Origin of the sequence: Labrys sp. WJW, from assembly GCF_001676615.1 — a bacterium.
GTDB classification, from domain to species: domain Bacteria; phylum Pseudomonadota; class Alphaproteobacteria; order Rhizobiales; family Labraceae; genus Labrys; species Labrys sedimenti.
On the sequence record NZ_LYXZ01000056.1, the window covers coordinates 146555 to 172122 of the forward strand.

Annotated in this window: 19 protein-coding genes; 15 read left to right on the forward strand and 4 right to left on the reverse strand. The window is 62.6% G+C overall.

What is annotated here, in order from left to right:
- The first annotated feature begins 106 nt into the window (after nt 1-106).
- The 14 genes from BA190_RS28705 to lpxB all read left to right on the forward strand — a co-directional run bounded on the left by BA190_RS28705 (nt 107) and on the right by lpxB (nt 15938).
- A complete protein-coding gene (locus tag BA190_RS28705) occupies nt 107-1960 on the forward strand; it encodes a WD40 repeat domain-containing protein (protein ID WP_156771744.1) in 1854 nt (617 codons plus the stop codon).
- A gap of 270 nt (nt 1961-2230) precedes the next feature.
- The gene (locus tag BA190_RS28710; protein ID WP_068296046.1) at nt 2231-3244 is read left to right on the forward strand and encodes a 30S ribosomal protein S2; all 1014 of its coding nucleotides are present in this window, start codon (nt 2231-2233) and stop codon (nt 3242-3244) included.
- A gap of 166 nt (nt 3245-3410) precedes the next feature.
- Complete coding sequence (gene tsf, locus BA190_RS28715; RefSeq protein WP_068296048.1) at nt 3411-4340, forward strand: translation elongation factor Ts; 930 nt, start codon at nt 3411-3413, stop codon at nt 4338-4340.
- Between the two features lie 117 nt (nt 4341-4457).
- Entirely contained in the window at nt 4458-5174 is a 717-nt protein-coding gene (gene pyrH / locus BA190_RS28720) for a UMP kinase (protein ID WP_068296050.1), read from the forward strand.
- 34 nt (nt 5175-5208) lie between these two features.
- Nucleotides 5209-5769: a ribosome recycling factor gene (gene frr / locus BA190_RS28725; protein ID WP_068296052.1), complete on the forward strand. Its 561-nt coding sequence runs from the start codon at nt 5209-5211 to the stop codon at nt 5767-5769.
- Nucleotides 5770-5902: 133 nt separating this feature from the next.
- Nucleotides 5903-6673, forward strand: coding sequence for an isoprenyl transferase (locus BA190_RS28730; RefSeq protein ID WP_068296054.1), 771 nt, complete (start codon nt 5903-5905; stop codon nt 6671-6673).
- A 109-nt stretch (nt 6674-6782) separates the two neighbouring features.
- Complete coding sequence (locus tag BA190_RS28735) at nt 6783-7607, forward strand: phosphatidate cytidylyltransferase (protein ID WP_068296056.1); 825 nt, start codon at nt 6783-6785, stop codon at nt 7605-7607.
- Between the two features lie 52 nt (nt 7608-7659).
- Complete coding sequence (locus BA190_RS28740; protein ID WP_082980099.1) at nt 7660-8784, forward strand: RIP metalloprotease; 1125 nt, start codon at nt 7660-7662, stop codon at nt 8782-8784.
- 173 nt (nt 8785-8957) lie between these two features.
- Complete coding sequence (bamA, locus tag BA190_RS28745) at nt 8958-11165, forward strand: outer membrane protein assembly factor BamA (protein WP_068296059.1); 2208 nt, start codon at nt 8958-8960, stop codon at nt 11163-11165.
- Nucleotides 11166-11432: 267 nt separating this feature from the next.
- Nucleotides 11433-12509, forward strand: coding sequence for a UDP-3-O-(3-hydroxymyristoyl)glucosamine N-acyltransferase (gene lpxD / locus BA190_RS28750; RefSeq protein WP_068296061.1), 1077 nt, complete (start codon nt 11433-11435; stop codon nt 12507-12509).
- A 69-nt stretch (nt 12510-12578) separates the two neighbouring features.
- On the forward strand, nt 12579-13043 hold the full coding sequence (fabZ, locus tag BA190_RS28755) for a 3-hydroxyacyl-ACP dehydratase FabZ (protein ID WP_068296063.1): 465 nt from the start codon (nt 12579-12581) through the stop codon (nt 13041-13043).
- Nucleotides 13043-13879 (forward strand): acyl-ACP--UDP-N-acetylglucosamine O-acyltransferase, encoded by an 837-nt coding sequence (gene lpxA / locus BA190_RS28760; RefSeq protein ID WP_068296064.1) that lies wholly within the window; start codon nt 13043-13045, stop codon nt 13877-13879. Before fabZ ends, lpxA begins: the two co-directional genes overlap by 1 nt.
- Entirely contained in the window at nt 13876-14766 is an 891-nt protein-coding gene (locus BA190_RS28765; RefSeq protein ID WP_082980100.1) for an LpxI family protein, read from the forward strand. The genes lpxA and BA190_RS28765 overlap by 4 nt, the downstream gene beginning before the upstream one ends.
- On the forward strand, nt 14766-15938 hold the full coding sequence (gene lpxB / locus BA190_RS28770) for a lipid-A-disaccharide synthase (protein ID WP_371260425.1): 1173 nt from the start codon (nt 14766-14768) through the stop codon (nt 15936-15938). The genes BA190_RS28765 and lpxB overlap by 1 nt, the downstream gene beginning before the upstream one ends.
- Before the next feature lie 76 nt (nt 15939-16014).
- Here the strand turns inward: lpxB and gltA are convergent, their stop codons facing one another.
- Both gltA and gltX read right to left on the reverse strand, forming a co-directional pair.
- Nucleotides 16015-17307 (reverse strand): citrate synthase, encoded by a 1293-nt coding sequence (gltA, locus tag BA190_RS28775; RefSeq protein ID WP_068296068.1) that lies wholly within the window; start codon nt 17305-17307, stop codon nt 16015-16017.
- Nucleotides 17308-17610: 303 nt separating this feature from the next.
- Complete coding sequence (gene gltX, locus BA190_RS28780) at nt 17611-19041, reverse strand: glutamate--tRNA ligase (RefSeq protein WP_068296072.1); 1431 nt, start codon at nt 19039-19041, stop codon at nt 17611-17613.
- 201 nt (nt 19042-19242) lie between these two features.
- Here gltX and BA190_RS28785 point away from each other — a divergent pair, with 201 nt between their 5' ends.
- Nucleotides 19243-21492, forward strand: a complete 2250-nt coding sequence (locus BA190_RS28785) for a ComEC/Rec2 family competence protein (RefSeq protein WP_156771746.1) — start codon at nt 19243-19245, stop codon at nt 21490-21492.
- A 41-nt stretch (nt 21493-21533) separates the two neighbouring features.
- Here the strand turns inward: BA190_RS28785 and BA190_RS28790 are convergent, their stop codons facing one another.
- Together BA190_RS28790 and BA190_RS28795 are read right to left on the reverse strand one after the other, a co-directional pair.
- Complete coding sequence (locus BA190_RS28790) at nt 21534-22979, reverse strand: HlyD family type I secretion periplasmic adaptor subunit (RefSeq protein WP_245314979.1); 1446 nt, start codon at nt 22977-22979, stop codon at nt 21534-21536.
- The gene (locus BA190_RS28795) at nt 22976-25150 is read right to left on the reverse strand and encodes a type I secretion system permease/ATPase (protein WP_068296078.1); all 2175 of its coding nucleotides are present in this window, start codon (nt 25148-25150) and stop codon (nt 22976-22978) included. Before BA190_RS28795 ends, BA190_RS28790 begins: the two co-directional genes overlap by 4 nt.
- Between the last annotated feature and the right edge of the window lie 418 nt (nt 25151-25568).

Consider the following 25568-nt stretch of genomic DNA (forward strand, 5'->3'; position numbering starts at 1 on the left):
GCGGTTCGCCGCGCGGTCCGTGCATGGCCATGGTTTCGAAGGGCACAGATCGGCAAAGCACATGGGTGCTAGCCTGTCCGGGACAACCTTCGATGAGAGGCGCGCATTGAACGATATGGGCCAGGTTGTTCGGTCTCGACGTCATTTGCTTGGCGTCCTGCTGGTTCTCGGCGTGCTCGCGGCCTCGGTGGTCTATTATTGGTTCAGGCAGCACCAGCATGCCGAACTGCTGCGCCTCAACGGCGAGGCAGCGCAGATGGTGGCGCGAAACCTGGCCTTCGAGGCAGCCGGCGTCGGTGGAGGGAGCCCGAGGTCAGGTGCCGCGGATCCGCCCGGCGAAAGCGAGCCGCGTCTCGTGGTGCAGGCCGGCAATGCCTTTGGCAATGGCTGGACGGCGATGTCGCGCGACGGGCGCCTCCTGCTGACCGCCAATCAATTCGACGATCTCAGACTATGGGATGTTGCCACGGCGACATTGCTGCGCCGATTTCCCGACACAGGCGAACAGAACTACAAGGTCATCAAGGGATTGGACTTCCTCCGCGACGCTGATGCCTTCCTCGTCTGGTACCGAAACAAGGCACGCTCGCAAGACGATCTGACGCTGTTTGATACGCGCGACGGAAAGGTGATCCGGACGTTCGTGCCCTGCGCGGCGTCGCAGATTTCGACAATGGCATTGAGTCGGGATGGACGGCGCGCCGTCATCGCCTGCAGCAAGGGCGGCATCGTCTTGTGGGACGTCCAAACCGGCGCTCTGGTGCGATCCCTTCTTGCTGGCGACCCCGGCCGCGCCGCGCCGGCCGACGTCGTCGCCATCTCTCCGGATGGGCGCGCAATTCTGGCCTCCTGGGAGGATCCGGTGTCGTCGCGGTGGGAAACCGCGTCCTTTGACGCAGAGAGTGGCGGCAAGACCTGCGTCATGCCGGATCAACGCCCTGCGCTTTCCTGCCTCGTCGAGAGCGATCGACGCTATTGCCAGATTCAGGCGGCGCGGCAGGAGGCCGGCAGGGTTTTCTCGCTCGACGGGCGCAGCGTACTGCTCCTGGACGCGGGCAGCGGCGATGCCGTGGCGTGGGAGGTCGGGCGCTGCGTTGCGACGGCGCGAAGCGCTCCGCCGGGTCCCGTTGTCGCCGCATCCGCCCGCAATCCACGCGCCTTGTCGCGGATGCCCGATTCCTCGCTGGTCCTTTGGGATGTCGCGACCGGCATCCGCCTTGCCGCGTGGCCCGGGAGCGATTCCAATAACCGGCCGCAGGCTCTCGATTTCTCGGCCGATGGTGGCCTGATTGCCGTCAAGGCCGATGGCGGCGACGTCTATCTTTGGTCCACCATCGACGGAACATCGCGCTTTATCCCTCAAAGCAGCTTCAAGCGGAATTTCCAGTTTGCGCCCGATGGGCAAAGCGTACTGTCCACGGAATTCGACTATCCGGTGCGGCTCTGGCAAGAGGTGGATCAGGAGGCCGGTCAGGAAGCCAAGAACGCCTGGCGGGAGATTTCGCTGGCCGGAAACCCGAGTATCACCCGATTGAGTTTCGGGCCCAACAGCCAGTTCTTGCAAGTTGCCTCAGGCAGCAGCCTCGTCCAGTGGGACCTGGCTACGGGGCAGGGCACGCTCGCTTATGTCGGCTCGTCACCGGCCAATGGCGCGATCGTCTCGCGGGATGGGCGCTGGAAGGCCATCAAGTCCCGAGATGAAAATGGCGGCGTCGAACTGCGGGACGGCCGTAGCGGAGCATTGCTGGTGACACTCCATGCCAACCAGTCTCCCATCAGCGGCAGGGCCGAAACACTGGCGTTGGCACCGGACGGCCGCTTCGTCACCAATACGGACCCGCGCAGGGTATTGGCGCTGGTCCGCGGGACGAGCATCCTTCGCCTCGACGATTACATCCGGCAGAATCAGCGCGCCAGCCTGACGGAACTGCTTGGCGAGCAGGCGACTACCGGGCCTTGAGGTCGATGGAAGGCCGCCTCCGCCGATCGAAAGACACAGCGGAGGCATAGCCCGTGGCGGTGGAGCGAGCGCAGGATCGAACTTCATCGTGATGGCGGATGTCAGGGGGCTTGCCTAATCGGCCGCATCCGCTTATAGAGCGCGCCATTCCACACGCGGACGAAGCGGCCCTGCCGCTCCGGTGCCGTGTTTTGTTTTGTCCGCAATGGCGCGGCGAAGCAGGCACGGTAGATGTCCGCGGAGGCCTTATCAAACCGGAGTTACAACTCTATGGCACTGCCAGATTTCTCTATGCGCCAGCTGCTCGAAGCTGGAGCCCATTTCGGCCATCAGTCGCACCGCTGGAACCCCAAGATGGGGCCCTATCTCTTCGGCGTGCGTAACGGCATCCACATCATCGACCTCGCCCAGACGGTTCCCGCGTTCCATCGCGCCCTGCAGGCCGTGTCGGACACGGTTGCCCGTGGCGGTCGCGTGCTGTTCGTCGGCACCAAGCGCCAGGCCCAGGACGCGGTTGCCGATGCGGCCCGCCGTTCGGCCCAGTATTATGTCAATTCGCGTTGGCTCGGCGGCACGCTGACCAATTGGAAGACCATCTCCAACTCGATCCAGCGCCTGCGCAAGCTCGACGAGCTGCTCTCCGGTGGTGCTCAGCAGGGCTACACCAAGAAGGAGCGCCTCGACCTTACCCGCGAGCGCGACAAGCTCGAGCGCGCCCTCGGCGGTATCAAGGACATGGGCGGCACCCCCGACCTGATCTTCATCATCGATACCAACAAGGAAGACATCGCGATCAAGGAAGCCCGCCGCCTCAACATCCCGGTGGCTGCTGTCCTCGATTCGAATTCCGATCCGGATGGCATCACCTTCCCGATTCCGGCCAATGATGACGCCGGCCGCGCCCTGTCGCTCTATTGCGATCTCGTCGCCCGCGCCGCTCTCGACGGCATCTCCCGCGCCCATGGCGACATGGGTCTCGACATCGGCGCCGAGGAAGCTCCGCTGGTCGAGGAACTGCCGGTCGCCGACGAGGCTGCCCCCGCTGGCGAGCTCTTCGAGCTGCTGTCGGCTCCGCGCGGCGCGCCCGACGACCTGACCAAGCTGACCGGCGTCGGCCCGCAGCTCGAGAAGAAGCTCAACGAGGGCGGCATCTGGCACTATTGGCAGGTGGCTGCCATGACCCCGGAAGACGTCGCCAAGGTCGATGCCGAGCTCAAGCTCAACGGCCGTATCGATCGCGACGGCTGGGTGGAACTGGCTCGCAATCTGGTTGCCGGCGCCTGACCTTCCAGGGTCTGTGGTTTTTTGGGCTGCAATCTGATTGCAGCCTTCCTATCTATTCCTGAACACGGCCCGGTTGCTCGCCTTCCAATTGTGATGTTGGAGTGGTAAGCGCCGGGCCGCTTCCCATCACCGGACCAGTTCCGGTTTCCCAAAGAGGTATCCTGCGATGTCGAACATTACCGCCGCCATGGTTAAAGAGCTGCGCGAACAGACCGGCGCGGGCATGATGGATTGCAAGGCAGCGCTCACCGAGACCGCCGGCGATCTGGAAGCCGCCGTTGACTGGCTGCGCAAGAAGGGCCTGTCCAAGGCCGCCAAGAAGGCCGGCCGTGTCGCCGCCGAAGGGCTCGTCGCCGTTCTGGTCGACGGCAATCAGGGCGTTGCCGTAGAGGTCAATTCCGAGACCGACTTCGTCGCCCGCAACCCCGAGTTCCAGGATCTCGTCTCCGGTATCGCCGAAGTCGCCCTGAAGACTGGTGAGGATGTCGAGGCCATCAAGGCTGCTGGCTTCCCCGGCGGCGGTTCGGTGGATGAGAAGATCGCCAACACGGTGGCCAAGATCGGCGAGAACATGTCGTTGCGCCGCGCCAAGATCGTCTCGGTCGGGCAGGGCGTGCTGGCAACCTATGTCCACAATCCCGTGATTGCCAACAAGGGCCGCATCGGCGTGATCGTGGCGCTCGAATCGACCGGCGATGCCGAGAAGCTGGCCGAGCTCGGCCGTCAGATCGCCATGCATGTCGCTTCCTCGAACCCGGTTGCGGTCGATGCCGCCGGCGTCGATGCCGCGACCATCGAGCGCGAGAAGACCATTCTCGCCGACAAGTATCGCGAGCAGGGCAAGCCGGAAGCGGCGATCGCCAAGATCGTCGAGAGCGGCATCAAGACCTATTTCAAGGAAGTGACCTTGCTGGAGCAGGGCTTCATCTTCGATCCCTCCAAGTCGGTCGGCCAGGCCGTCAAGGAGAGCGAAGGCGCCGCCGGCGCGCCGATCAAGGTGGCGGGCTTCGTGCGTTACGCCCTCGGCGATGGCATCGAGAAGCAGGAAAGCGACTTCGCGGCCGAAGTCGCTGCCCAGGCTGGCCACGCCGCCTGAGCCTCTTCTTCCAGGAATCGCCGCCGGCCGTATTTCGGCCATGTGGATGACGGAGATCGACAACAGGCGGCCATGGGCCGCCTGTTGTATAAGTGGCCAGCGAATCGGAGAGCAATCATGGCGGTCCTTCCCTATAAACGCGTCCTGGTGAAGCTTTCCGGCGAGGCATTGATGGGAGGCGAGGCCTTCGGCATCGACCGGGCCACGGTGCGGCGCATTGCCGAGGACGTGATCGAAGCCGTCAAGCTCGGCGTCGAAGTCGCCGTGGTGGTGGGCGGCGGCAATATCTTCCGCGGCTCGCAGATCGCAGGCATGGGTCTGTCGCGGCCTGCAGCAGATTCCATGGGCATGCTCGCCACCGTGATGAACGTCATCGCGCTCGAAGCCCAGCTCGCATCGCTCGGCCAGTCCGCCCGCGCCATGTCCGGCGTCGCCATGCCGTCGGTGGTCGAGACCTATACGCGTCAGCAGGCGATGGAGCACCTTGCCAAGGACCGTGTCGTGCTGCTGGCGGGCGGCACCGGCAATCCCTTCTTCACCACCGATACCGGCGGCGCGTTGCGCGCTGCGGAGCTGGAATGCAATGTCCTGATGAAGGGCACGCAGGTCGATGGCATCTATTCCGCCGATCCCAAGAAGGACCCGGCCGCGACCCGCTATGATCACATCACCCATGACGAGGTCATCCGCAAAGACCTCAAGATCATGGATACGGCGGCGTTTGCGCTTGCCCGCGAGGCTCGCTTGCCGATAATTGTTTTTTCGATTCAACAACCCGGATCCCTGGCAGCCGTGCTGCGTGGAGAAGGGCGTTGCACCCTGGTCACTCCCTGACCGCTTCCATCAAAGAAATTTCGAGGGCAGGAACATGACTGCGTCATTCGATATCGCCGAGGTCAAGCGCCGCATGGAAGGCGCGCTCAATGCGCTGAAACATGAGTTGGGTGGACTTCGTACCGGCCGGGCCTCTTCTTCGCTGCTCGAACCGGTGCATGTCGATGCCTATGGCGCCAGCATGTCGCTGTCCCAGGTCGCTACCATTTCGGTGCCCGAACCGCGCTTGATCAGTGTGCAGGTCTGGGACCGCGGCATGGTTGGTGCCGTCGAGAAGGCGATCATGAATTCCAATCTCGGTCTCAATCCGCAGACCGAGGGCCAGGTGATCCGGCTGCGCATTCCCGAGATGACGCAGGATCGCCGTAAGGAATTGGTCAAGGTCGCGCATAAATACGCAGAATCGGCACGCGTGGCGGTGCGGCATGTCCGTCGCGACGGCCTGGATATCCTGAAGAAGACGGAAAAGGACGGTGCCATCGGCGAGGACGAAGAAAAGCGTCTGGCCGATCAGGTGCAGAAGGCGACCGATGCGATGATCGCCGAAATCGACAAGACGCTCGTCTCCAAGGAGAAGGAAATCATGCAGGTGTGACGGAAGAGGGTTGCAGACTATCCGCAAGGACTATTCTACTTCCCCAATTCGACACCAATTATCCACTGTCTATCCGATGATCGTTCGATAGAATTCGTGCCAGCCGGTTCGGCGGAGAAGCTTCGAGGCACCAATGTTTGGCAGGGACGAAATCGACGATACCACCGTGGCGGCCCCGCCGACTCATGTCGCCATCATCATGGATGGCAATGGCCGCTGGGCCTCCAAGCGCCTGATGCCCCGTTTCGAGGGGCATCGCCGGGGCGTCGAAGCACTCAGGCGGACCGTCCGCGCCGCCGCGGAACTGGGCATCCGCTATCTTACGCTCTACTCCTTCTCCTCGGAAAATTGGTCGAGACCTCGAACCGAGGTCGACTATCTCATGGGATTGGTGAAGCGTTTCGTTCGCAACGATCTGGCGGACCTGCATGCCAACAATGTTCGGGTGCGCATCATCGGCGAACGCGAGGGGCTCGACGCAGAGCTTGCCGAACTCCTGGTCGAGGTCGAAAACCTCACAGCTGCCAATACGGGGCTGACCCTGGTGGTGGCGTTCAACTATGGCGCCCGGCAGGAGATCGTCGCTGCCGCACGGCGCCTGGCCCAGCAGGTGGCAGAGGGGACGCTCAAGCCGCAGGACATCACGGCCGATGCCCTTGCCGCCAATCTTCATACGCATGATATTCCGGATCCGGATCTGGTCATTCGAACCTCCGGCGAACAGAGGCTTTCCAATTTCCTGCTTTGGCAGGCGGCCTATGCCGAATTCGTCTTCGTTCCCCTGCTCTGGCCGGATTTCGATCGGCGCGCCCTGGAGGCTGCGTTGGCCGAATACCATGCTCGTGATCGTCGTTTCGGGGGGCTCGGCGAAGCCAATCCGCCCCGTCAGGCCAATTCCGGCTAGGGCAATATCGTCGGCGTGCCTGTGGGGGATGATGTGAGAGCAGTTTTGTGTCGGGGGATAGCGGCTGGCCGTCCGCGGGGGACGGTTTCATCCGCCCGTGGTCTCTGACATGGCGGGCGTATCCAAGGCCAACTGGTCCGATCTTTCCATCCGTATCGCCTCGGCCCTGGTCATGGCCGGGCTGGCGTTGGCCACCGCCTGGTGGGGCGGGCCGCTTTTCGCGTTGTTCTGGTTTCTCGCAGCCGCAGCCGTCCTGTGCGAATGGCTGTTCCTGATCGCCGGCGGCCGACGGGATTGGTTGATCGTTGCGCTTGGTGTCGGCTTGCTCGCGGTATCGACCGTGCTCGCCCTGGGCGGGCAGGGAGGCGCAGCCCTGCTGACAGTCCTGGGAGGCGCGGCGGTGATGGGGGGGCTGGCCTGGGGGAGAGGGGCGATGCAGCCTTTGCTGGTCGCGGCCGCCTTGCCCTATGCGGCCTGCGTGGTCTTGCCGGCTACCCTGCTAAGGTTGGACGAGCCCTATGGCATGCGTGCCATTTTCGTGCTGTTCGCCATTGTCTGGGGCTCTGACGTGCTGGCCTACTTTACCGGCCGCACCTTTGGCGGGCCGAAGCTGTGGCCGAGGGTCAGCCCAAAGAAAACCTGGTCGGGTTTCATCGGTGGTACGGTGTTTGCCGCCTTGGCGGCCGGCCTGGTTGGCGGCTCTCTTGTTCTGGTTCCCATAGGCGCGGTGCTGGCAGCGATCTCTCAGGGGGGCGATCTCCTTGAATCCGCCTTGAAGCGCCGCTTTGATGCCAAGGATGCGAGCCATCTGATCCCGGGTCATGGCGGCGTCATGGATAGGCTCGACGGCTTCCTGGCGGCGGCACTGGCCGCCTTGCTGATCGGACTTGTGCATGCCGGATTGCACCCGGCCCAGGGCTTCATTGTGTGGTAGTGCCGAAAAAGCAGGGCGGTCTGGCCTGGCTTCTGGTGCGTGAGGGGAACGGATGATGGGTCTTCTGGATAGTTTCGGTCTCGGTGCTCTCGGCTTCGTGCCGTTCATCGTGATCATTTCCATCCTGATCTTCTTTCACGAGCTTGGGCATTTCCTGGTCGGGCGCTGGTGCGGCGTGAAGGTCGTGACCTTTTCGATCGGCTTTGGGCCGGAATTGTTCGGCTATGACGATCGGCACGGTACCCATTGGCGCATCGCGGCAATCCCGCTCGGTGGCTATGTGCGCTTCTTCGGCGATGCCAATGCCGCTTCCCTGCCCGATGAGGAGCGCAACCAGCTGATGACGCCGGAGGAGCGGGCGGTCAGTCTGTTCCACAAACCGGTCTGGCAGCGCATCGCCATCGTGGCGGCAGGTCCTTTGGCCAATTTCATCCTGGCCGCCTTCGTCTTCGCCGCCGCATTCTCGATTTATGGTTACCCGAATTCTGACGCCATTATCGGGCCGATCAAGGCTGATGGGCCGGCGGCTAAGGCCGGCCTGCGCAAGGGTGACCGGATCGTGGAGGTCAACGGCACCAAGGTCACACTGTTCGACCAGCTTCCTGAGCTGATTTCGGCCGAGCCGGGACGTCCTGTGAATCTCACCATCGAGCGGGGGCAGGAGAGTTTCGACGTGAGTGTCACGCCGGAAACCCGCACCTTCACCACGCCGGATGGCAAGACCATTTCGCGGGCGATCATCGGCATCGGCCCCGGCGGCATGTCGCGCCTCGATCCTGTCTCCGCGCTGTGGCAGGGTACCAAGGAAACGGGGCAAGGTATTGGTGCATCAGCGAAATTTATCTACGATCTTTTTGCGGGCCGCGGCGATCCCAAGCAGGTGACGGGCATTGTCGGCATTGCGGTAGCCTCCAAGACGATCACCGAAACCATCGGGTTCGCCGGCCTGATCCTGCTGACGGCGGGGCTGTCGATTTCGGTCGGCTTCATCAATCTGTTGCCGATACCGGTTCTAGATGGCGGTCATCTGGTCTTCTACGCCATCGAGGCGATCCGTGGCAGGCCGGTTGGAGCGCGCGCGCAGGAGTTGTCCTTCGGCATCGGGCTCATGTTGATAATTACAATCACCGTTTTGGTGTTGGGCCATGATCTGTCACAGCAATTATCGGGCGGCTGAGAGGGCGTGGCGGATTCGCAACGGTCTCCCAAAAAAGGACGGATGGCGGCCGAGGGTCGGTTTGCATGCGTCCGGAAACCCTGTAGAAGCATTTCCAATGAGAGCAATGCGGGCTGGCGAGGTTTGGCGTTGAACTCGACTTGGTTTGGTAAAAAGAGTGGGATTTAGACCCGATGGCAACAGCAATGTACAAGTTGAAGCTGGGCGTTGCCCTCGCGGCTGTCGCGGTTCCGTCGTTGTTCGGGGCCTTCGTGGCATCTCCCTTGGTGGGCACGGCTGAAGCCGCTCCGAGGAAGCATGTTGCGTCGCGCTCGGCGCCGATCGTCAACCGCATCGTGTTCGAGAAGAACAAGAAGGTCACCGCGGATCAGCTGTCTTCCATCATGGAGACCAAGCCTGGCAGCCAGGTGAACCAGGCTACCCTCAACGCCGATATCGATCGCATGCGTGAGGCCTATAACCGGACCGGTCGCTCGACGGTGCAGATTACCTACCGCGAAGTCCCGCTGCCGAACAATCGTGTCGACCTCGTCTTCACCGTGGCTGAAGGCTCGAAGGTCGGCATCGACTCGATCAACTTCGTCGGCAACAACAATTTCTCCGCCTGGCGCCTGAAGCGCCAGATGGCGACGGTCGAGAGCGGCTATCTCGGCTGGCTGCGCACCACCGACACCTACGATCCGGATCGCCTCGCCGGCGATGAGGAGCGCTTGCGCCAGTTCTATGTGAACCACGGCTATCCCGACTTCCGCGTCGTCTCCATCGTTCCGTCGCTGAACGAGAAGCAGGATGCCTATGTCCTGACCGTTACGGTCGATGAGGGCCAGTACTACAAATTCGGTCCTTCGCAGGTTGAATCCAGCATTTCCGACGTCAACCCGGCCGATCTCCAGGGCGACGTCCAGTCCTGGAACAACTGGACCTACCGCGGCGAGGACGTGGACAAGACCGTCGAGGACATGACGGTCAAGCTGGCTGCTTCCGGCCATCCATTTGCTCAGGTTCGTCCTCGTGCGGTCCGCGATGCCGGCGGCAACATCATCAGTGTCAACTACGTCGTGGAAGAGGGCGCGAAGGTCTATATCGAGCGCATCAATATCCGCGGCAACACCCGCACGCGTGACTATGTGATCCGTCGCGAGTTCGATATCGGTGAAGGCGACCCCTACAACAAGGCCCTGATCGAGCGGGCCACTCGCCGGCTGCGGAATCTGGGTTACTTCAAGAACATCCGCGTCACCAACGAGCCGGGCTCGGAGCCTGATCGCGTGGTCGTCAACGTCGAGGTCGAAGACCAGTCCACCGGCGAATTCTCGCTGGGCGGCGGCTACTCCACCTCGGACGGCTTCCTCGGCGAAGTTTCGCTCACCGAGCGCAACTTCCTCGGCCGCGGCCAGTATGTGAAGGCTTCGGTGCAGTATGGCCAGCGCACGCAGGGCTACAGCCTGTCCTTCACCGAGCCCTATTTCCTCGGTCAGCGCATCGCCGCCGGCTTCGACATCTTCTCGAAGACGACCGATGACAGCGACTACAGCTACTACAAGGACCAGACCACGGGCGGCACGTTGCGCGCTGCCTTCCCGATCACTGAGAATTTCACCGTCGGCGTGAACTACACGATCTATTCGGAGAAGGTGACTATTCCGGATGGGCGTTACACCGATGGCGACTTTGATAACGGTGAAGCGTCGTGGGCGATCAAGGAGTTGGCTGCGGACGGTCGCCGCCTTGTCTCGATGGTAGGCTACACGCTGACCTACAACACGCTGGACGATCTCAAGCAGCCGAGCTCGGGTGTCTATGTTCAGTTCAAGCAGGACATCGCCGGTCTGGGCGGCGACGCCAAGTTCATCAAGCAGTCGATCGATGGTCGCTATTACTATTCGTTGACTGACGACCTCACCTTGATGGTCCGCGGCCAGGGTGGTTATATGCGCGGCTTCGGTGACAAGGACAGTCTGGCGATCGTCGACCAGTTCAACCCCGGCCCCGATCTGGTGCGCGGCTTTGCCCCGGGCGGTATCGGTGCACGCGACATCGCCGGCGGTGCCAAGGGCAACGGGCTGGGCGGCACGACCTACTTCGGTGGTACGGTGGAACTCCAGTTCCCGATCTTTGGCCTGCCGCGTGAAGTCGGTCTGCGTGGCGCGGTCTTTGCCGACGCCGGTACGCTCTATGGCTATGGCGGCAAGAATTTCGCCATCCAGCATCCTGGCGAGTTCGATCTCGTCGACAGCCACAAGATCCGGTCTTCGGTCGGCGCCAGCTTGCTGTGGGCCTCGCCGCTTGGCCCGCTGCGCTTCGACTACGCTTATGTCTTGACCAAGGACAAGCATGACGACACGCAGGCCTTCCGCTTCGGCACGATCGTCAACTATTGATGATCTGACCTGACGTTTTCGCCGGCCGGTCCCTTCGGGGCCGGCCGGTTTTTTGTTCGCACAGTGGCATCCCCGGGATATCGCAACGAACGGACATATTCGGTGTTTTGCATCGCGGCCCCTTCATCGTGTATGGGCTGGCGCATGAATGTTCGGACCGGTAACGCTTTTGCAAAGGGACTGGTCTATTCATAATGGAAAAGATCACCGGTTTCGGAGCAGCCACTCGAAGCCGGATTTGGAGGGGCTGACCGTAGCGTGGACTTGATGACGGATCCGGTATTCTTTCACGCGCGCAACCGCCTCACCGTTGCCGATATCGTCGAGCTCACCGGCGCGGAACCCGTGGCAGGTCTGTCGCTGGACCTGACGGTGGAACGGGTTGCGCCGCTCGATCATGCCGGGGAAGGCGATCTGAGTTTCCTCGAAAATCCGCACTACCTGCCGATGCTGGAAACGTCCAAGGCTGCGGTCATCCTGATCTCTCCCAAATTCGTCGATCGTGCCCCGAGACATGCGCCGCTGCTGGTGGCGCGCGAGCCCTATCGCGCCTTTGCCCAGATCGGCATGGCCCTGTTCCCGGACGCGGCACGCCCCCAATCCTTCTTCGGGGCCAAGGGGATTTCACCGGGTGCCGTCGTGCATCCCGAGGCGAGGCTCGAGATCGGCGTGACGGTCGATCCGGGTGCCGTCATCGGGCCCCGTGCGGAAATCGGGGCCGGCACCATCGTCGGCGCCAATGCCGTGATCGGTCCGGATGTGCGGATCGGGCGCGACTGCTCAATCAGTCCCAATGTCGTGATCCAGCATTCGCTGGTCGGCAACCGCGTCATCATCCACGCCGGGGCGTGCCTCGGCCAGGATGGTTTCGGCTTCTCGATGGGGCCGCGCGGCCATCTCAAAGTGCCGCAGGTCGGCCGCGTCGTCGTGCAGGACGATGTCGAGATCGGTGCCTGCACCACCATCGATCGCGGCGCCAACCGGGACACCATCATCGGCGAGGGCACCAAGATCGACAATCAGGTGCAGATCGCCCACAACGTGATGGTCGGCCGGCACTGCGTGCTGGTGTCCAAGGTCGGGATCTCCGGTTCGACCGTCCTGGAAGATTTCGTGGTGATGGGCGGCGCCTCTGCCACGGTTGGCCATATCCGCATCGGCATGGGTGCCCAGATCGCCGGCGCCGCCAATGTCAAGGATGATGTGCCGCCGGGTGCACGCATGGGCGGCACGCCGGCCCAGCCGCTGGGCGATTATGCCCGCGAGCTGGCTCTGCTGAAAAAGCTGGTCAAGAATTCGCGGGTTCGATCGGGGCAGGGAACGGATGAGGGATCCGCTCCCTGAGGGGGCGAGTTGGAGTTTGGCTTAAGCGCTCTGGCCAGAGGCCGAGCCGGTTCAGGAAACGAGACCTATATGAGTGAAGCAACCCCTGGAACGCTGGAAACCGCAGATATCGGCAAGCTCCTGACGTTGCTGCCGCATCGCTATCCCTTCCTGCTCGTGGATCGCATTGTCGAAATCGATGGCGACAATTCCGCCGTCGGCATCAAGAACGTCACCTTCAACGAGCCGCATTTTACCGGCCATTTTCCCGAACAGCCGGTGATGCCGGGCGTGCTGGTGATCGAAGCGATGGCCCAGACGGCCGGCGCGATTTGCGTGCTCAGCACGGAAGGCAAGGCCAAGCCGAAGGTCGTCTATTTCATGACCATCGACGAGTGCCGTTTCCGCAAGCCGGTCACCCCGGGCGACCAGATGCGCCTGCATCTGACCAAGCTGAAGAATCGCCGCAACATGTGGTGGTACAAGGGTGAGGCCAAGGTCGACGGAGTCACGGTAGCCGAGGCCGTGGTTTCCGCCATGCTGGTTACCGAATAATGGTCGGGGGGGCTCAACAGACCATTCATCCCACCGCCGTCATTGAGGCGGGAGCGACACTCGGCGAGGGCGTCAGTATCGGCCCATTCTGCGTTGTCGGGCCTGAAGTGACGTTGGCGGATGGTGTCACGTTACATTCGCATGTCGTGGTCACCGGGCGTACCAGCATCGGTGCGCGTACCAAGGTGTTTCCCTTCGCCGCGCTGGGGCACCAGCCGCAGGATCTCAAATATGCCGGCGAACCCTCGGACCTCACCATCGGCAGTGATTGCCTGATCCGCGAAGGGGTGACGATGAATCCCGGCACCAGCGGTGGCGGCATGCATACCGTGGTCGGCGATCGCTGTGCCTTTCTTGCCAATTCCCATGTCGGGCACGATTGCAGGCTCGGCAATAACATCATTCTCTCCAATGGCGTCTTGCTGGCTGGCCATGTTTCGGTGGGCGACTACGCCATTCTCGGAGGAGCGGCGGCGGTGATCCAGTTCGCACGGGTCGGCGCGCATGCTTTCGTCGGTGGCCTGTCCGGCGTCGAGAACGATCTGATTCCCTTCGGCATGGCCCTGGGCGATCGCGCCAGCCTGGCTGGCCTCAACATCGTCGGCCTGAAGCGCCGCGGCTTCGGGCGGGAACAGATCCATGCCTTGCGCCACGCCTATCGCATGCTGTTTGCCTCCGCCGGCACCTTGAAGGAGCGGGTCGAGAGCGTTGCCGAGACTTTCGCCGATCAGACGGCGGTCATGGAGATCGTCGATTTTGTGAGAGCCGGCGGCCATCGTGCGCTGGTGACGCCGCGCGATGCGGCGGCGCGCGATCTCGCAGGCAGCGAGGCGTGAGCACACCGCCTGTTGCCGGGGTGGTTTCGGCATTGCCTGCCTTGGCGGTCATCGCCGGCGCAGGACGTTTGCCGGCTGAGATCGCGGCAGAGGCTGCAAAGCGAGGCGAAGCTGTCGCGATCTTGCCTTTGAAGGGATTTGCCGACGCCGATTTCGCAGGCTACGCCCAATATCCCGTCAGCCTGATCGATCCGAAGGGGGTTCTGCAGGAATTGGCTCGGGCGGGCGCTGGCCGGGTGGTTCTGGCCGGTGCCGTGCATCGGCCAGGGCTTGGCATGGTACGCTCAGGCATCCAGGCTGTCCGGCACCTCGATGAAATCCGCAACGTGCTCGAGGGCGGGGACGATAATCTCCTGCGGGGCGTGATCGTCTTCCTGGAAAAGCATGGTTATGCAGTCGTCGGCGTTCGTGACGTCGCGCCGTCGCTGATGGCGCCCGTGGGGCCGCTTGGCCGCTTGTCGCCGAGTCCGGCCGAGCTCGAGGGGATCGCTGTCGGCCGGCGCGCTCTTGCCGCCATGGGAGCCGATGATATCGGCCAGGGTGTGGTCGTCGCCCAAAAGCGCGTGCTGGCCGTCGAGGCTGCCGAAGGTACCGACAATATGATCCGTAGGGTGGCTCTTTTGCGCCAATCCGGCTTGCTCGGGCGCCTGCTGCGCCATGGCCGACCGCCCGTGGCCGAGCAGGATGGCGGCGTGCTGGTGAAGGCAGCAAAGCCAGAGCAGGATTTCAGAGCCGACCTTCCGGGCATCGGCCCGCGTACCGTGCGTCTCGCCAAGAAAGCAGGTCTCGCAGGTATCGCCATCGAGGCGGGCAATGTTCTCGTGCTGGAGCGGGACGCCACCATCGCGGCGGCCGATGCGGCCAATCTGTTCCTTGTCGGGGTGTGATGATGACGGGACGGCCTTTGAAGATCGCCATCGTCGTGGGCGAACATTCCGGCGACCAACTCGGCTTCAAGTTGATGCAGGCCCTGCGAGCACAGGCCGGTGCGCCCGTGGTGTTCACGGGCACGGCTGGCCCCGCCATGACGCGCGAGGGCATGGAAAGCCTGTTTCCCCTCGATGATATCGCGGTGATGGGCTTTGCCGCCGTGATCGGTCGCTTTCCCACGATCTACCGGCGGGCCTGGCAGGTGATCGACGCCATCGTTGCCGGTCCGCCGGATGGCCTGGTGATCATCGACAGCCCGGATTTCACCCATGCCGTCGCCAAGCGTGTGCGCCGGCGCCTGCCGCATCTGCCGATCATCAACTATGTTTCGCCCAGCGTCTGGGCCTGGCGCCCGGGCCGGGCCGTGTCGATGCGGGCCTATGTCGACCATGTACTCGCCTTGCTGCCGTTCGAACCCGAAGCCTATCGCCGGCTGAACGGTCCGCCCTGTTCCTATGTCGGCCATCCCCTGATGGAACGTCTTGGCGAATTGCGGCCCAATGCCGAGGAGGAGGCGATCCGGCAGGGAGCGCGACCGCTGGTGCTGGTGCTCCCGGGCAGCCGCTCGAGTGAAGTGGGATTGCTGACCGAGGATTTCGGCAGGACGATCGAGCTCTTGTCGACCAGGATCGGGCCTTTCGATGCCGTGCTGCCGACGGTACCGCGCTATGCCGAACGTTTGCGACAGGCGACGGCCGGCTGGGCTGTGAAGCCGCGCATCATCACTGACCCCGATGAGAAATACGCGGCCTTTCGCCAGGCACGGGCAGCGCTGGCGGCATCGGGCACGGTGACGCTCGAACTGGCCCTGGCGCAGGTGCCGATGATCGGCACCTATCGCTTTCCGGCCTGGGAGGCCTTCCTGGCGAGGCGTCTGGTCAAGGGACGTTTCTTCCTGCTGCCCAATCTGATTCTTGACCGCCCGGCGGTGCCCGAACTCTTCCAGGAGGAGGTCGTGCCGAATCGCCTGGCCGACCTGATGGCTGGATTGCTGGGGGATACGGACGAGCGGCTGGCCCAGATGCAAGCCTTCGACGAGATCGATCGGCGCATGCAGGTTGTGGGAGAGACGCCCTCGCAACGAGCAGCCCGCATCGTCCTGGAGACCATTGCTGCCAAGGCGAGATAAGAGATTCGGGCGCGTCAGCCGGAAGCGCAGGAACTGGAAACGAGAAGGGCGGATCCGAGGATCCGCCCTTTGCTATTTAGCGGCGCTGGGCCGGCGAGACGTAGTCGCGGCGGGCCGCGCCGGTATAGAGCTGGCGCGGGCGCCCGATCTTCTGGGAGGGATCCTCGATCATTTCCTTCCACTGGGCGATCCAGCCGACCGTACGGGCCAGGGCGAACAGTACGGTGAACATCGAGGTCGGGAAGCCCATCGCCTTCAGCGTGATGCCCGAATAGAAATCGATGTTGGGATAGAGCTTCTTTTCGACGAAATACTCGTCGTGCAGGGCGATGCGCTCGAGCTCCAGCGCCACCTCGAGCAGCGGGTCATCCTTGTGACCGAGCTCGTTCAGCACCTCGTGGGTGGTGCGCTGCATGATCTTGGCGCGCGGATCGTAGTTCTTGTAGACGCGATGGCCGAAGCCCATCAGGCGGAACGGATCGTTCTTGTCCTTGGCCTTGGCGATATATTGCGGGATGCGATCGACGGTGCCGATCTCCTGCAGCATCTTGAGAGCCGCCTCGTTGGCGCCGCCATGGGCCGGGCCCCACAGGCAGGCGATGCCGGCCGCGATGCAGGCAAAGGGATTGGCGCCCGAGGAGCCGGCCAGGCGTACCGTCGAGGTCGAGGCGTTCTGCTCGTGATCGGCATGCAGGATGAAGATGCGATCGAGTGCGCGAGCCAGGATCGGGTTGGGCTTGTAGTCCTCGCAGGGCACGGAGAAGCACATGCGCAGGAAGTTGGACGGATAGTCCAGATTGTTCTGCGGATACACGAAGGGCTGACCGATGGTGTATTTGTAGGCCATCGCCGCCAGGGTCGGCATCTTGGCGATCAGGCGCATGGACGAGATCATGCGCTGATGCGGGTCGGAGATGTCGGTGGAGTCGTGGTAGAAGGCCGAGAGGGCGCCGACGGAGGCGACCATCACCGCCATCGGATGGGCGTCGCGGCGGAAGCCCTGGAAGAAGCGGGCCATCTGCTCGTGCACCATGGTGTGGCGCGTGACGCGATAGTCGAAGTCTGCCTTCTGGGCGGCCGTCGGCAGTTCGCCGTAGAGCAGCAGATAGCAGGTCTCGAGGAAGTCGCCATGCTCGGCGAGCTGCTCGATCGGGTAACCGCGATAGAGCAGCACGCCCTCATCGCCATCGATATAGGTGATCTGAGATTCACAGCTCGCCGTCGAGGTGAAGCCCGGATCGTAGGTAAACATGCCCGTGTGCTTATAGAGGGGCGCAATATCAACAACCGTCGGACCAACGGAGCCGGCCTTGGTCGGCAATTCGATTGCCTTGTCACCAATAGTCAGAGTCGCCGTGTTACCGCTCATGCAATCCTCCTTGTACGGAAATACGCGGTCACGCCTTGGCCAGAAAGGAGCCCCCCGGCTCAAGTAAGGCCTACGTATCGCCGATCCGTGGGTGTTGGGTAGACCATTTGCTGCAATGCCGCAAGAATGACGAAGAGGTGAACCGACGGTTCGACCACGAGGTGGGTTCCGTTAGACCAACGTTCGACCATTTGGTCCACTTTGACGCGAAAGCTTTCCAAATCTTTCGCGTCAAAGCTGCGAAAAATACACCTATTGCGCGAAACCCAGCGCACAGGAAACGCAATTGTGCGGCGCTTGGTCTCAGCCCGCCTGATCCTTCAGCCGGGCCAGGCTTTCCTCGCGGCCGAGCACGGCCAGCACGTCGAAGACGGGCGGGGAGGTGGTGCGGCCGGTGAGGGCGGCGCGCAGCGGCTGGGCAAGGGAGCCGAGCTTGGCGCCGGTTTCCTCGGCTGCAGCCCGTACCGTCGCCTCGGTCGCCGTTGCGTTCCACTCGGTCAGCGCTTCGAAACGGGGCAGCAGCATGGCGATGGTCGCCCGTGCTTCCTCGCTCAGCATGGCCTTGGCCTTGTCATCCAGCGGCAGGGGGCGCGAGACAAACAGGAAACTGGCGCCGTCCAGCAGTTCCACCAGCGTCTTGGCACGCTCCTTGAGGCCCGACATGGCCGCGAGCAGTTGAGAACGCTTGGCGCCGTTGCCGGCGGCAAGCTGGGCGGCGAGCGCCGGGCCATCGGGAAGATGGGGCAGCAACTGGTCGATGGCGGCGAGCAACTCCTCATCCGTCGAGTTGCGCATATAGATGCCGTTGAGATTTTCGAGCTTCTTGAAATCGAAGCGCGCGGCTGATTTGCCGATGGCACCCGTATCGAAATGCTCGATCATCTCCTTGGTGGTGAACACCTCCTGGTCGCCGTGGCTCCAGGACAGGCGCACCAGATAATTGCGCATGGCAGCCGGGAGGTAACCCATGGCGCGATAGGCATCGACGCCGAGCGCGCCATGGCGCTTGGAGAGCTTGGCACCATCAGGCCCATGGATCAGTGGAATATGCGCCATATGCGGCACTTCCCAACCCATGGCTTCATAGATCTGCTTCTGGCGGGCGGCATTGGTGAGATGATCGTCGCCGCGGATGATATGGGTGATGCCCATGTCGTGGTCGTCGACCACCACGGCCAGCATATAGGTCGGCGTGCCGTCGGAGCGCAGCAGGACGAGATCGTCGAGATCCTTGTTGGCCCAGCGCACGGTACCCTGGACGTCGTCATGGATGACGGTCTCGCCCTCGATAGGGGCACGCAGGCGGATCACCGGCTTGACGTCCTTGGGGGCGGTGGCCGGGTCGCGGTCGCGCCAGCGACCGTCATAGCGCGGCGGACGCCCTTCCTTGCGGGCGAGCTCGCGCATCTCCTCGAGCTCCTGCTGGGTGGCGTAGCAATAATAGGCCTTGCCCTGGGCGAGCATCGACTCGGCGACCTCGCGATGACGGGCCGCGCGGGCAAACTGGAAAATCGGGTCCCCGTCCCAGTCGAGGCCGAGCCAGGCCAGGCCGTCCAGGATGGCTGAAATGGCGGCATCGGTCGAGCGTTCGCGATCGGTGTCCTCGATGCGCAGCAGCATCTTGCCGCCCTTGGCTCTGGCAAAAAGCCAGTTGAACAGAGCCGTGCGGCCGCCGCCAATGTGGAGAAAGCCGGTAGGGGAAGGAGCAAAGCGGGTAACGACGGGAGTGGACATCGAAGCTGGCAATTCCAAGGAAGGGTGGGGCAGACCAGGGCTGAGGAGCGTTGAGCTCTTGGCTAACCCGGATCACATCAATAAGCTTGGGGCTTTAGCACAGGGTTTCATCGGACGGTAGCGGCGGGGGCGCCTTTGCCTGAGAATGATCGGGGCCGCGCGCGAGTTGGTGTCCTCGGTGGAAGGCCGGGACAGCGGGGATTGGCGCTGCCCGGCGGTATGCTGTTCGGGCAGGGGCTGCAACAACTGCTGGCCTGGCTGGCAGCCGGGCTTGCGGCCGAGATGGCCGCCTTCGAGCTTGCTCTCGTCGTTCCGATCTTTCTGGGCCTGGGTGTGATCGCCTATTTCGCCGCACCGGAAGAGCCCGGTCTTGTCTTTCCAGCGCTCCTCACCGTGGGCACGGCCTGCCTTGCCTATGGCTTGCGGGCACGCTGGTGGCTGCATGTCGGCCTGGTCTGCCTGGCGGCCGCAGGAGCGGGGTTCTGTTCCGCCAAGCTCCGCACGATGAGCGTTGCCGCGCCGCAGCTTTCGCGCTCGATGGCAGGAACCGTCACGGGGCTTGTCCTTTCGGTCGAGCCTCGCTTGGGCAGCAGTGCCCGCATCGTCATCCGGCCGGTCTCGGTGGAGAAGCTGGAGCCTGCCGCCATGCCGGCTCGCATTCGCCTCACGGTCCGCAAGGGCAGCGAAATTGAAGCCGGTGACAGCATCAGCCTCAAGGCCATCATGCGGCCGCCACCATCGCCTGCCTTGCCGGGCGGTTACGACTTTGCACGCGATGCCTACTTTGACGGCATTGGTGGCGTTGGTTTCGCAGCGGGCAAGATCTCACCTGCCGCCAGCCCGGTCGAAGCGAACTGGGCGGAGGCCTTCACCATCTGGATCGACCGGCAGCGCAACCATCTGACCCGGCGGATCGTCGAGACGATACAGGGCGAGAATGGGGCGATCGCAGCATCGCAGGTTACCGGCAAGCGCGGCCAGATACCCGGCGATGCCAACGATGCACTGCGTGCTTCCGGCCTCTACCATGTTGTTTCGATTTCCGGGCTGCACATGGCCCTGTTTGCGGGCGGGTTGTTTGGTCTCATTCGCGCCGTGTTGGCCTTGTCGCGCCGTATCGTGCTCTATCGGGGCACCAAGGAACTCGCCGCGATGCTCTCTCTGCTGCCGGCTGCGGCCTATACGCTGTTTTCCGGTGCCGAGGTCGCAACCGTTCGTTCCTTCCTGATGACGGCCATCGTGCTGCTGGCCGTGGCGCTGGGGCGCAATGCCATCACCCGGCGCAACGTCGCCCTGGCTGCAAGCTTCGTGCTGCTGACCACGCCGGAACAGTTGCTGGGGCCGAGCTTCCAGATGTCCTTTGCGGCGGTGGCAATGCTGGTGATCGCACATGAGCAATGGAGCCGGCGTAAGCGAGAGAAACCCACGATGGCGTGGGAGAGGGCTATTGGAGGCGCGGTAACCCTGGTGCTCGCCATGATGCTGACGACGATCGTCGCCTCGCTTGCCACGGCACCGTTTTCCGCCTTTCATTTCCATCGCCTCACCCTGCAGTCACTGGCTTCCAACCTGGTCGCGACTCCCATCGTTTCCTTCCTGATTATGCCACTCGCCATGCTGGCGCTGGTGGCCGAGCCGTTCGGCTATGGCGCTCCATTCTGGCAGGCGATGGGCTGGGCGGTCGGCTTGTTCATGCAGGTGGCCCGTTCGGTTGCCACCTGGCCCGGTTCCGACCTCGTGATGCCGCAATTTTCGTCCGTTGCTCTCGGATTGTTCGCCCTGACGCTGGTTCTGCTGACTATCCTGCGCACGCGTCTCGCTTTGTTGGCCTTGCTGCCCCTTGGCGGGGGCATTGCCCTGGCCGCGACAGCACCGCTGCCGGTGGCCCTGTTCGGCTCCAACGGCTATGCGGCCCTCGTCCGCAAGGGCGATCAGTTGACGGTGCTGGCGCAGCGGTCCGACGCTTTCACCGTTCAGCAATGGCTGCTGGCCATGGGTGATCGGCGCAAGCCCGAGGATCCCACTCTGATTGCGCAGCGCCTGTGTGACAAGGAAGGATGTTCCGCCCCCCTCGAAGGAGGCGGGGTCTTCATGCTCGACAAGACGGCAAATGCGGCGGAGGAAGATTGCGGGCGCGTCAGCGTCCTGGCCGGGCCGGTTTCGATCGGTGCCCGTTGTGCCGCGCTTGGCCTGACACTGGACCGCGAACTGATCCGCGCGGCCGGCTCGATCGCGCTCTATGCCGGCCCGCGCGGCGACGATGGCCGCCTCACTTGGCGCATCGTCATGGCGCGCGACCTCGAGGGTTCACGCCCGTGGGCTCCCGCCAGGACGAAGCCGGCTTCCAGTGTTGCGCCGCCCGCTGCAAAGGCCCCACTTGTCGATCCGCCTCAGGGCTCCGCTATCCCCGACGCAGATCTGGGGCCTTCGCAGCCGAGTGCTGACGACTGACATATTTCCAGGGGAGGCGCCTTGGTTCTCCGCGCCGCGGATCAACGCTCGCGCATCGCCTGGGATGACACCTCGACAAGGGGCGAGAAGAGATATTCCAGGACGCGCCGGCTGCCTGTCTTGATTTCAACGCTTACCGTCATGCCTGCTCCGAGCGGCACCTTGTTGCCGTCTGCCGCAATGAAGGTGGCCGAGGGGGTGAGCGTGACGGGATAGACGAGTGCCTGGACCCTCGAAGCGCCGGCAAACATATCCTGCTGTCGAATGGCCTGCGTCGGGTCGCCTTCGGCGCGCTGTGCTTCCGGCGCAGGGATGGAGTCGGCGGCGACATGCGTCACGAGGCCGGAGATCGTCCCATAGCGGGTGAATGGAAAGGCCTCCACCTTGACGATGGCTTCTTGCCCCTTATGGACGAAAGCGATGTCCTTGTTCTCCACATAGGCTTCGATTTCGAGCGTGGCATTGGCCGGGACCACCCGCATCAATTCCTGGCCCGTGGTCACGACCTGGCCGATGGTGGTCACGGAGACGGACTGCACGGTACCGTCGATCGGACTGGTCAAGGTCTTGTGTTCGAGGCTCGCCTTCGCCTTGATCAGGCGATGGCTGAGGTCGTCGGCCTGGCGTTCGGCATTCGCCTTTTTCTGGGAGTTGTCGCTGATGAAGGCATCCCGGATCTTGGTGGCCTCGACCGCGAAAGTGACCATCTCGGCCTTCGCCTGCTCCAGCCAGCCATTATTGGCGGCGAGGGCGGATTTTTCCGACTGGAGAGCCTGGAGCGCGTCAAACAAGTTTGTGCGCGTGCCGGCATTCTTCTCCATCAGCGTGTTTCTCATGTCGACCCGGCTCTGCAGGGTTTCTATCAGGGCCGCCTGGGAGGTCGTGGTGGCGATCAGCCGATCACGTTCCGCCGTCTTCACCGCTTTCTTGGCCGTCAAGCTGCTCAGCTCGGCGCGCAGACTCGCCAGGTCATCGCGCAGCACTTGTTCTTCGCGCATGCGCACATTGGCGGGAATGGCCTCGGGCCATGGGATAGCGGGGGCCACATCGATGATGTTCTTCTCCGTAGTTTCGATCGCTGCCCGCCGCCGCACGGCTTCGGCTTGATAAGCGGCCAGGCTTGCCGCGATGTTGCCGACGTCGGCCTCGGTCTCGACGGTGTCGAGTTCAACGAGGATGTCCCCAGCCTTCACATGCGCGCCATTGTCGACTCGGATCGCCCGAATGCGTCCCGTTTCCAGAGGCTCGATGGTCTTGATCTGGCCGATCGGCCGGATCTTGCCGGCAGCGACGGCAAAGATGTCGATCCGGCTGAAATAGGACCAGGCCAGGGCGCTGGCTAGGAAACCACAGATGAGCAGCAGCAGCGCCAGCCTTGCAGGAGACGCCGGGGTTTCCAGAATCTCGAGCGCCGCTGGCAGGAACTCCTGATCGGATCGCCGCGGTACGGGCCGCTTGCGTGCAGGGGAGAGCGAGGTCGTGCTCACGATACGTCCTCCCCACTCGCCTGGCTGGTCTGCAGCGCCCACAGATGAGCATAGAGACCGCCTTTCCTCGCCACCAATGCGTCATGCGTGCCGATCTCGACAATGCGCCCATCGGCCATGCTGATGATGCGGTTGCAGTTCCTGACGGCGGCGAGCCGGTGGGCGATGATGATGACCGTGCGCCCCTTGACGATCTGTCGCATGTTACGATGGATGACACGCTCGCTCTCATAGTCGAGGGCGCTCGTGGCCTCGTCAAAGATGAGGATCGGCGGGTTTGTCGCCAAGGCGCGGGCGATGGCGAGGCGCTGCCGTTGTCCGCCCGAGAGATTGGCGCCGCGTTCCTCGATGATGGTTTCGTAGCCGCTCGGCAGTTTGCTGATGAATTCGTCGGCGCCGGCGAGGCGTGCGACCTGCATCACCGCGCCGCGTGACATGGTCGGATTGGCCAAGGCGATATTGTCGTGAACCGAACGGTGAAACAGCAGGTTTTCCTGCAGGACCACGCCGATATTGCTGCGCAGCCAAGCCGGGTCGACTTGTGAAATATCGGCTCCGTCGAGAAAGACCTGTCCCTCCACCGGTGTGTAGAGACGCTGGATCAGCTTGGTCAACGTCGACTTGCCCGAACCGGAGGGGCCGACAATGCCGATCACCTCGCCCGGATTGATCTGCAAGGTGATGGTTTTGAGAACTTCCGGCAAACCGGCCCTGTAGCGGAAGGATACGTTCCGGAAGGCAATCTGTCCGCGTGGCGTCGGCAACGCCAACGGCATTCGGGGTGAATGTTCCGGAACGGTGTTGAGAATATCTCCCAGTCTTTCGATGGAAACCTGCACCTGCTGGAAATCCTGCCACAATTGCGACAGGCGCAGGATGGGTTGCATCACCTGCCCGGAGATCATGTTGAAGGCGACGAGTTCGCCTACCGTGATCTCGCCGCGGATCACGGCCATGGCGCCGAAGAAGAGCAGGGCGGCGGTCATCAGCTTGCTGACATATTGAATGGCGTTCTGGCCGACGCTCGCCAGGAGCGTCGCGTCGAAGGCCGTGCGGACATAGGCGGCGAGCCGCTCCTCCCACTGCAACTGGGTTGCCGGCTCGACGGCCGCGGCTTTGAGCGTCTGGATGCCCACCACGGTCTCGACCAGGAATTGCTGGCTTTCTGCTCCCGTGTTGAACTTCTGCTTGACCTTGTCGCGCAGATGCGGGCGCACCAGCAGGGTGATGATCAAATAGAGCGGGATCGCCGCGATGACGATCAGCGTCAGCTTCCAGGAATAGAGGAAGAGAACGGCAATGAAGATGAAGGTGAAGAACAGGTCGATCGCCGAGAACAGGCCCTGGCCCGTCAGAAAGGAGCGTATCGTCTCGAGTTCCCTCACACGGGCGACGGTCTGGCCTGCCGCTCTCGTCTCGAAATAGCCGAGCGGCAAGCGCAAGAGGTGATGGAAGAGGCGCCTGCCAAGCTCGACATCGATGCGGCTCGTCGTATGCGAAAGGACATAGGTGCGCAGATATTGCAGCGAGACGTCGAAGACACCGATGATGACCAGGCCGAGGACCAGTACGAGGAGCGTCGAATAGCCCTGATGCACCAGGACCTTGTCGACGATCACCTGGAAGAAGAGCGGTGTGATCAGCGCGAAGATCTGCACGAAGATCGATGCAACCAGGACATGGGCCAGTGGCTTGCGGTAGCGCCAGATCGATGGCAGGAACCAGCGCAGGCTGAAGGCTTTCGGATCGATGCCAGGGCCCTTGAGACGGCGGGCAACCAGGATGACGTCCGCCTCGATCTGACCGAGCAGGTCTTCCACCGACACGCCGCGTGCCACGCGCGTGACGGGATCGACCAGCCGATAGTCTCCGGAGGCCATCAGGCCTCCATAAATGGCATAGCCACCGCCCCGCAGTTTGACGATGGCCGGCACTGGTATGGACTGCAGGCGCTTGGCCTTGGCCGCATTGATGGTGCGCGCCTTGAGACCCACGATGGCTGCGGCCCGCACCAGATCGACATGGGTGCTCTCCCTGTTTCCCAGCGCAAGCTCTCGGCGCATATGCATGGGATCGGCTGCAATTCGGAAATAGTTCGCCACACCGCACAGCGCAGCGAGACCGGAGTCGAGTTTCTCTGGCTCTCCCGTGCTCTGTGATATTTCATTCATGAATGGAAGACCTCGGGGGACGTAGTCGCAAGTGCTCGCAGTGGCAAGGAACGCAAACTAACCGACCATCGCCAATTCGATCCGGGTTTAATCTTACGACCAACTGACAACGCCGCCGTTGCGACAACACAACGATTTTACAGTACATTACAAAGAAAGGTCGTTAAAGGACCAAATCATTAATTGGCAAGCAAGTTTGTATAAATGACAAATGGCAGGCTTGCCGTTTTTTGTTATTAATTCCAGGGTCTTGAAATAATTTTATAATAAATTTTGATGTTATCTTTGGGGTGATAAATCTTTGCGAGGAGAGGTTTAAATATATTAGACTAAATACCGAACGTTGTTTTATTTTGTAAAATTCACATTTTGCTGTAAGGGGTATTTTTTCTCTGGCTTGAAAATATTTGCATGGAGC

Coding starts and splice junctions, on each gene's coding strand:
- BA190_RS28710 (WP_068296046.1), top strand. CDS start 2,231: ATGGCACTGCCAGATTTCTCTATGCGCCAGCTGCTCGAAGCTGGAGCC.
- tsf (WP_068296048.1), top strand. CDS start 3,411: ATGTCGAACATTACCGCCGCCATGGTTAAAGAGCTGCGCGAACAGACC.
- pyrH (WP_068296050.1), top strand. CDS start 4,458: ATGGCGGTCCTTCCCTATAAACGCGTCCTGGTGAAGCTTTCCGGCGAG.
- frr (WP_068296052.1), top strand. CDS start 5,209: ATGACTGCGTCATTCGATATCGCCGAGGTCAAGCGCCGCATGGAAGGC.
- BA190_RS28730 (WP_068296054.1), top strand. CDS start 5,903: ATGTTTGGCAGGGACGAAATCGACGATACCACCGTGGCGGCCCCGCCG.
- BA190_RS28735 (WP_068296056.1), top strand. CDS start 6,783: ATGGCGGGCGTATCCAAGGCCAACTGGTCCGATCTTTCCATCCGTATC.
- BA190_RS28740 (WP_082980099.1), top strand. CDS start 7,660: ATGATGGGTCTTCTGGATAGTTTCGGTCTCGGTGCTCTCGGCTTCGTG.
- bamA (WP_068296059.1), top strand. CDS start 8,958: ATGGCAACAGCAATGTACAAGTTGAAGCTGGGCGTTGCCCTCGCGGCT.
- lpxD (WP_068296061.1), top strand. CDS start 11,433: ATGACGGATCCGGTATTCTTTCACGCGCGCAACCGCCTCACCGTTGCC.
- fabZ (WP_068296063.1), top strand. CDS start 12,579: ATGAGTGAAGCAACCCCTGGAACGCTGGAAACCGCAGATATCGGCAAG.
- lpxA (WP_068296064.1), top strand. CDS start 13,043: ATGGTCGGGGGGGCTCAACAGACCATTCATCCCACCGCCGTCATTGAG.
- lpxB (WP_371260425.1), top strand. CDS start 14,766: ATGATGACGGGACGGCCTTTGAAGATCGCCATCGTCGTGGGCGAACAT.
- gltA (WP_068296068.1), bottom strand. CDS start 17,307: ATGAGCGGTAACACGGCGACTCTGACTATTGGTGACAAGGCAATCGAA.
- gltX (WP_068296072.1), bottom strand. CDS start 19,041: ATGTCCACTCCCGTCGTTACCCGCTTTGCTCCTTCCCCTACCGGCTTT.
- BA190_RS28795 (WP_068296078.1), bottom strand. CDS start 25,150: ATGAATGAAATATCACAGAGCACGGGAGAGCCAGAGAAACTCGACTCC.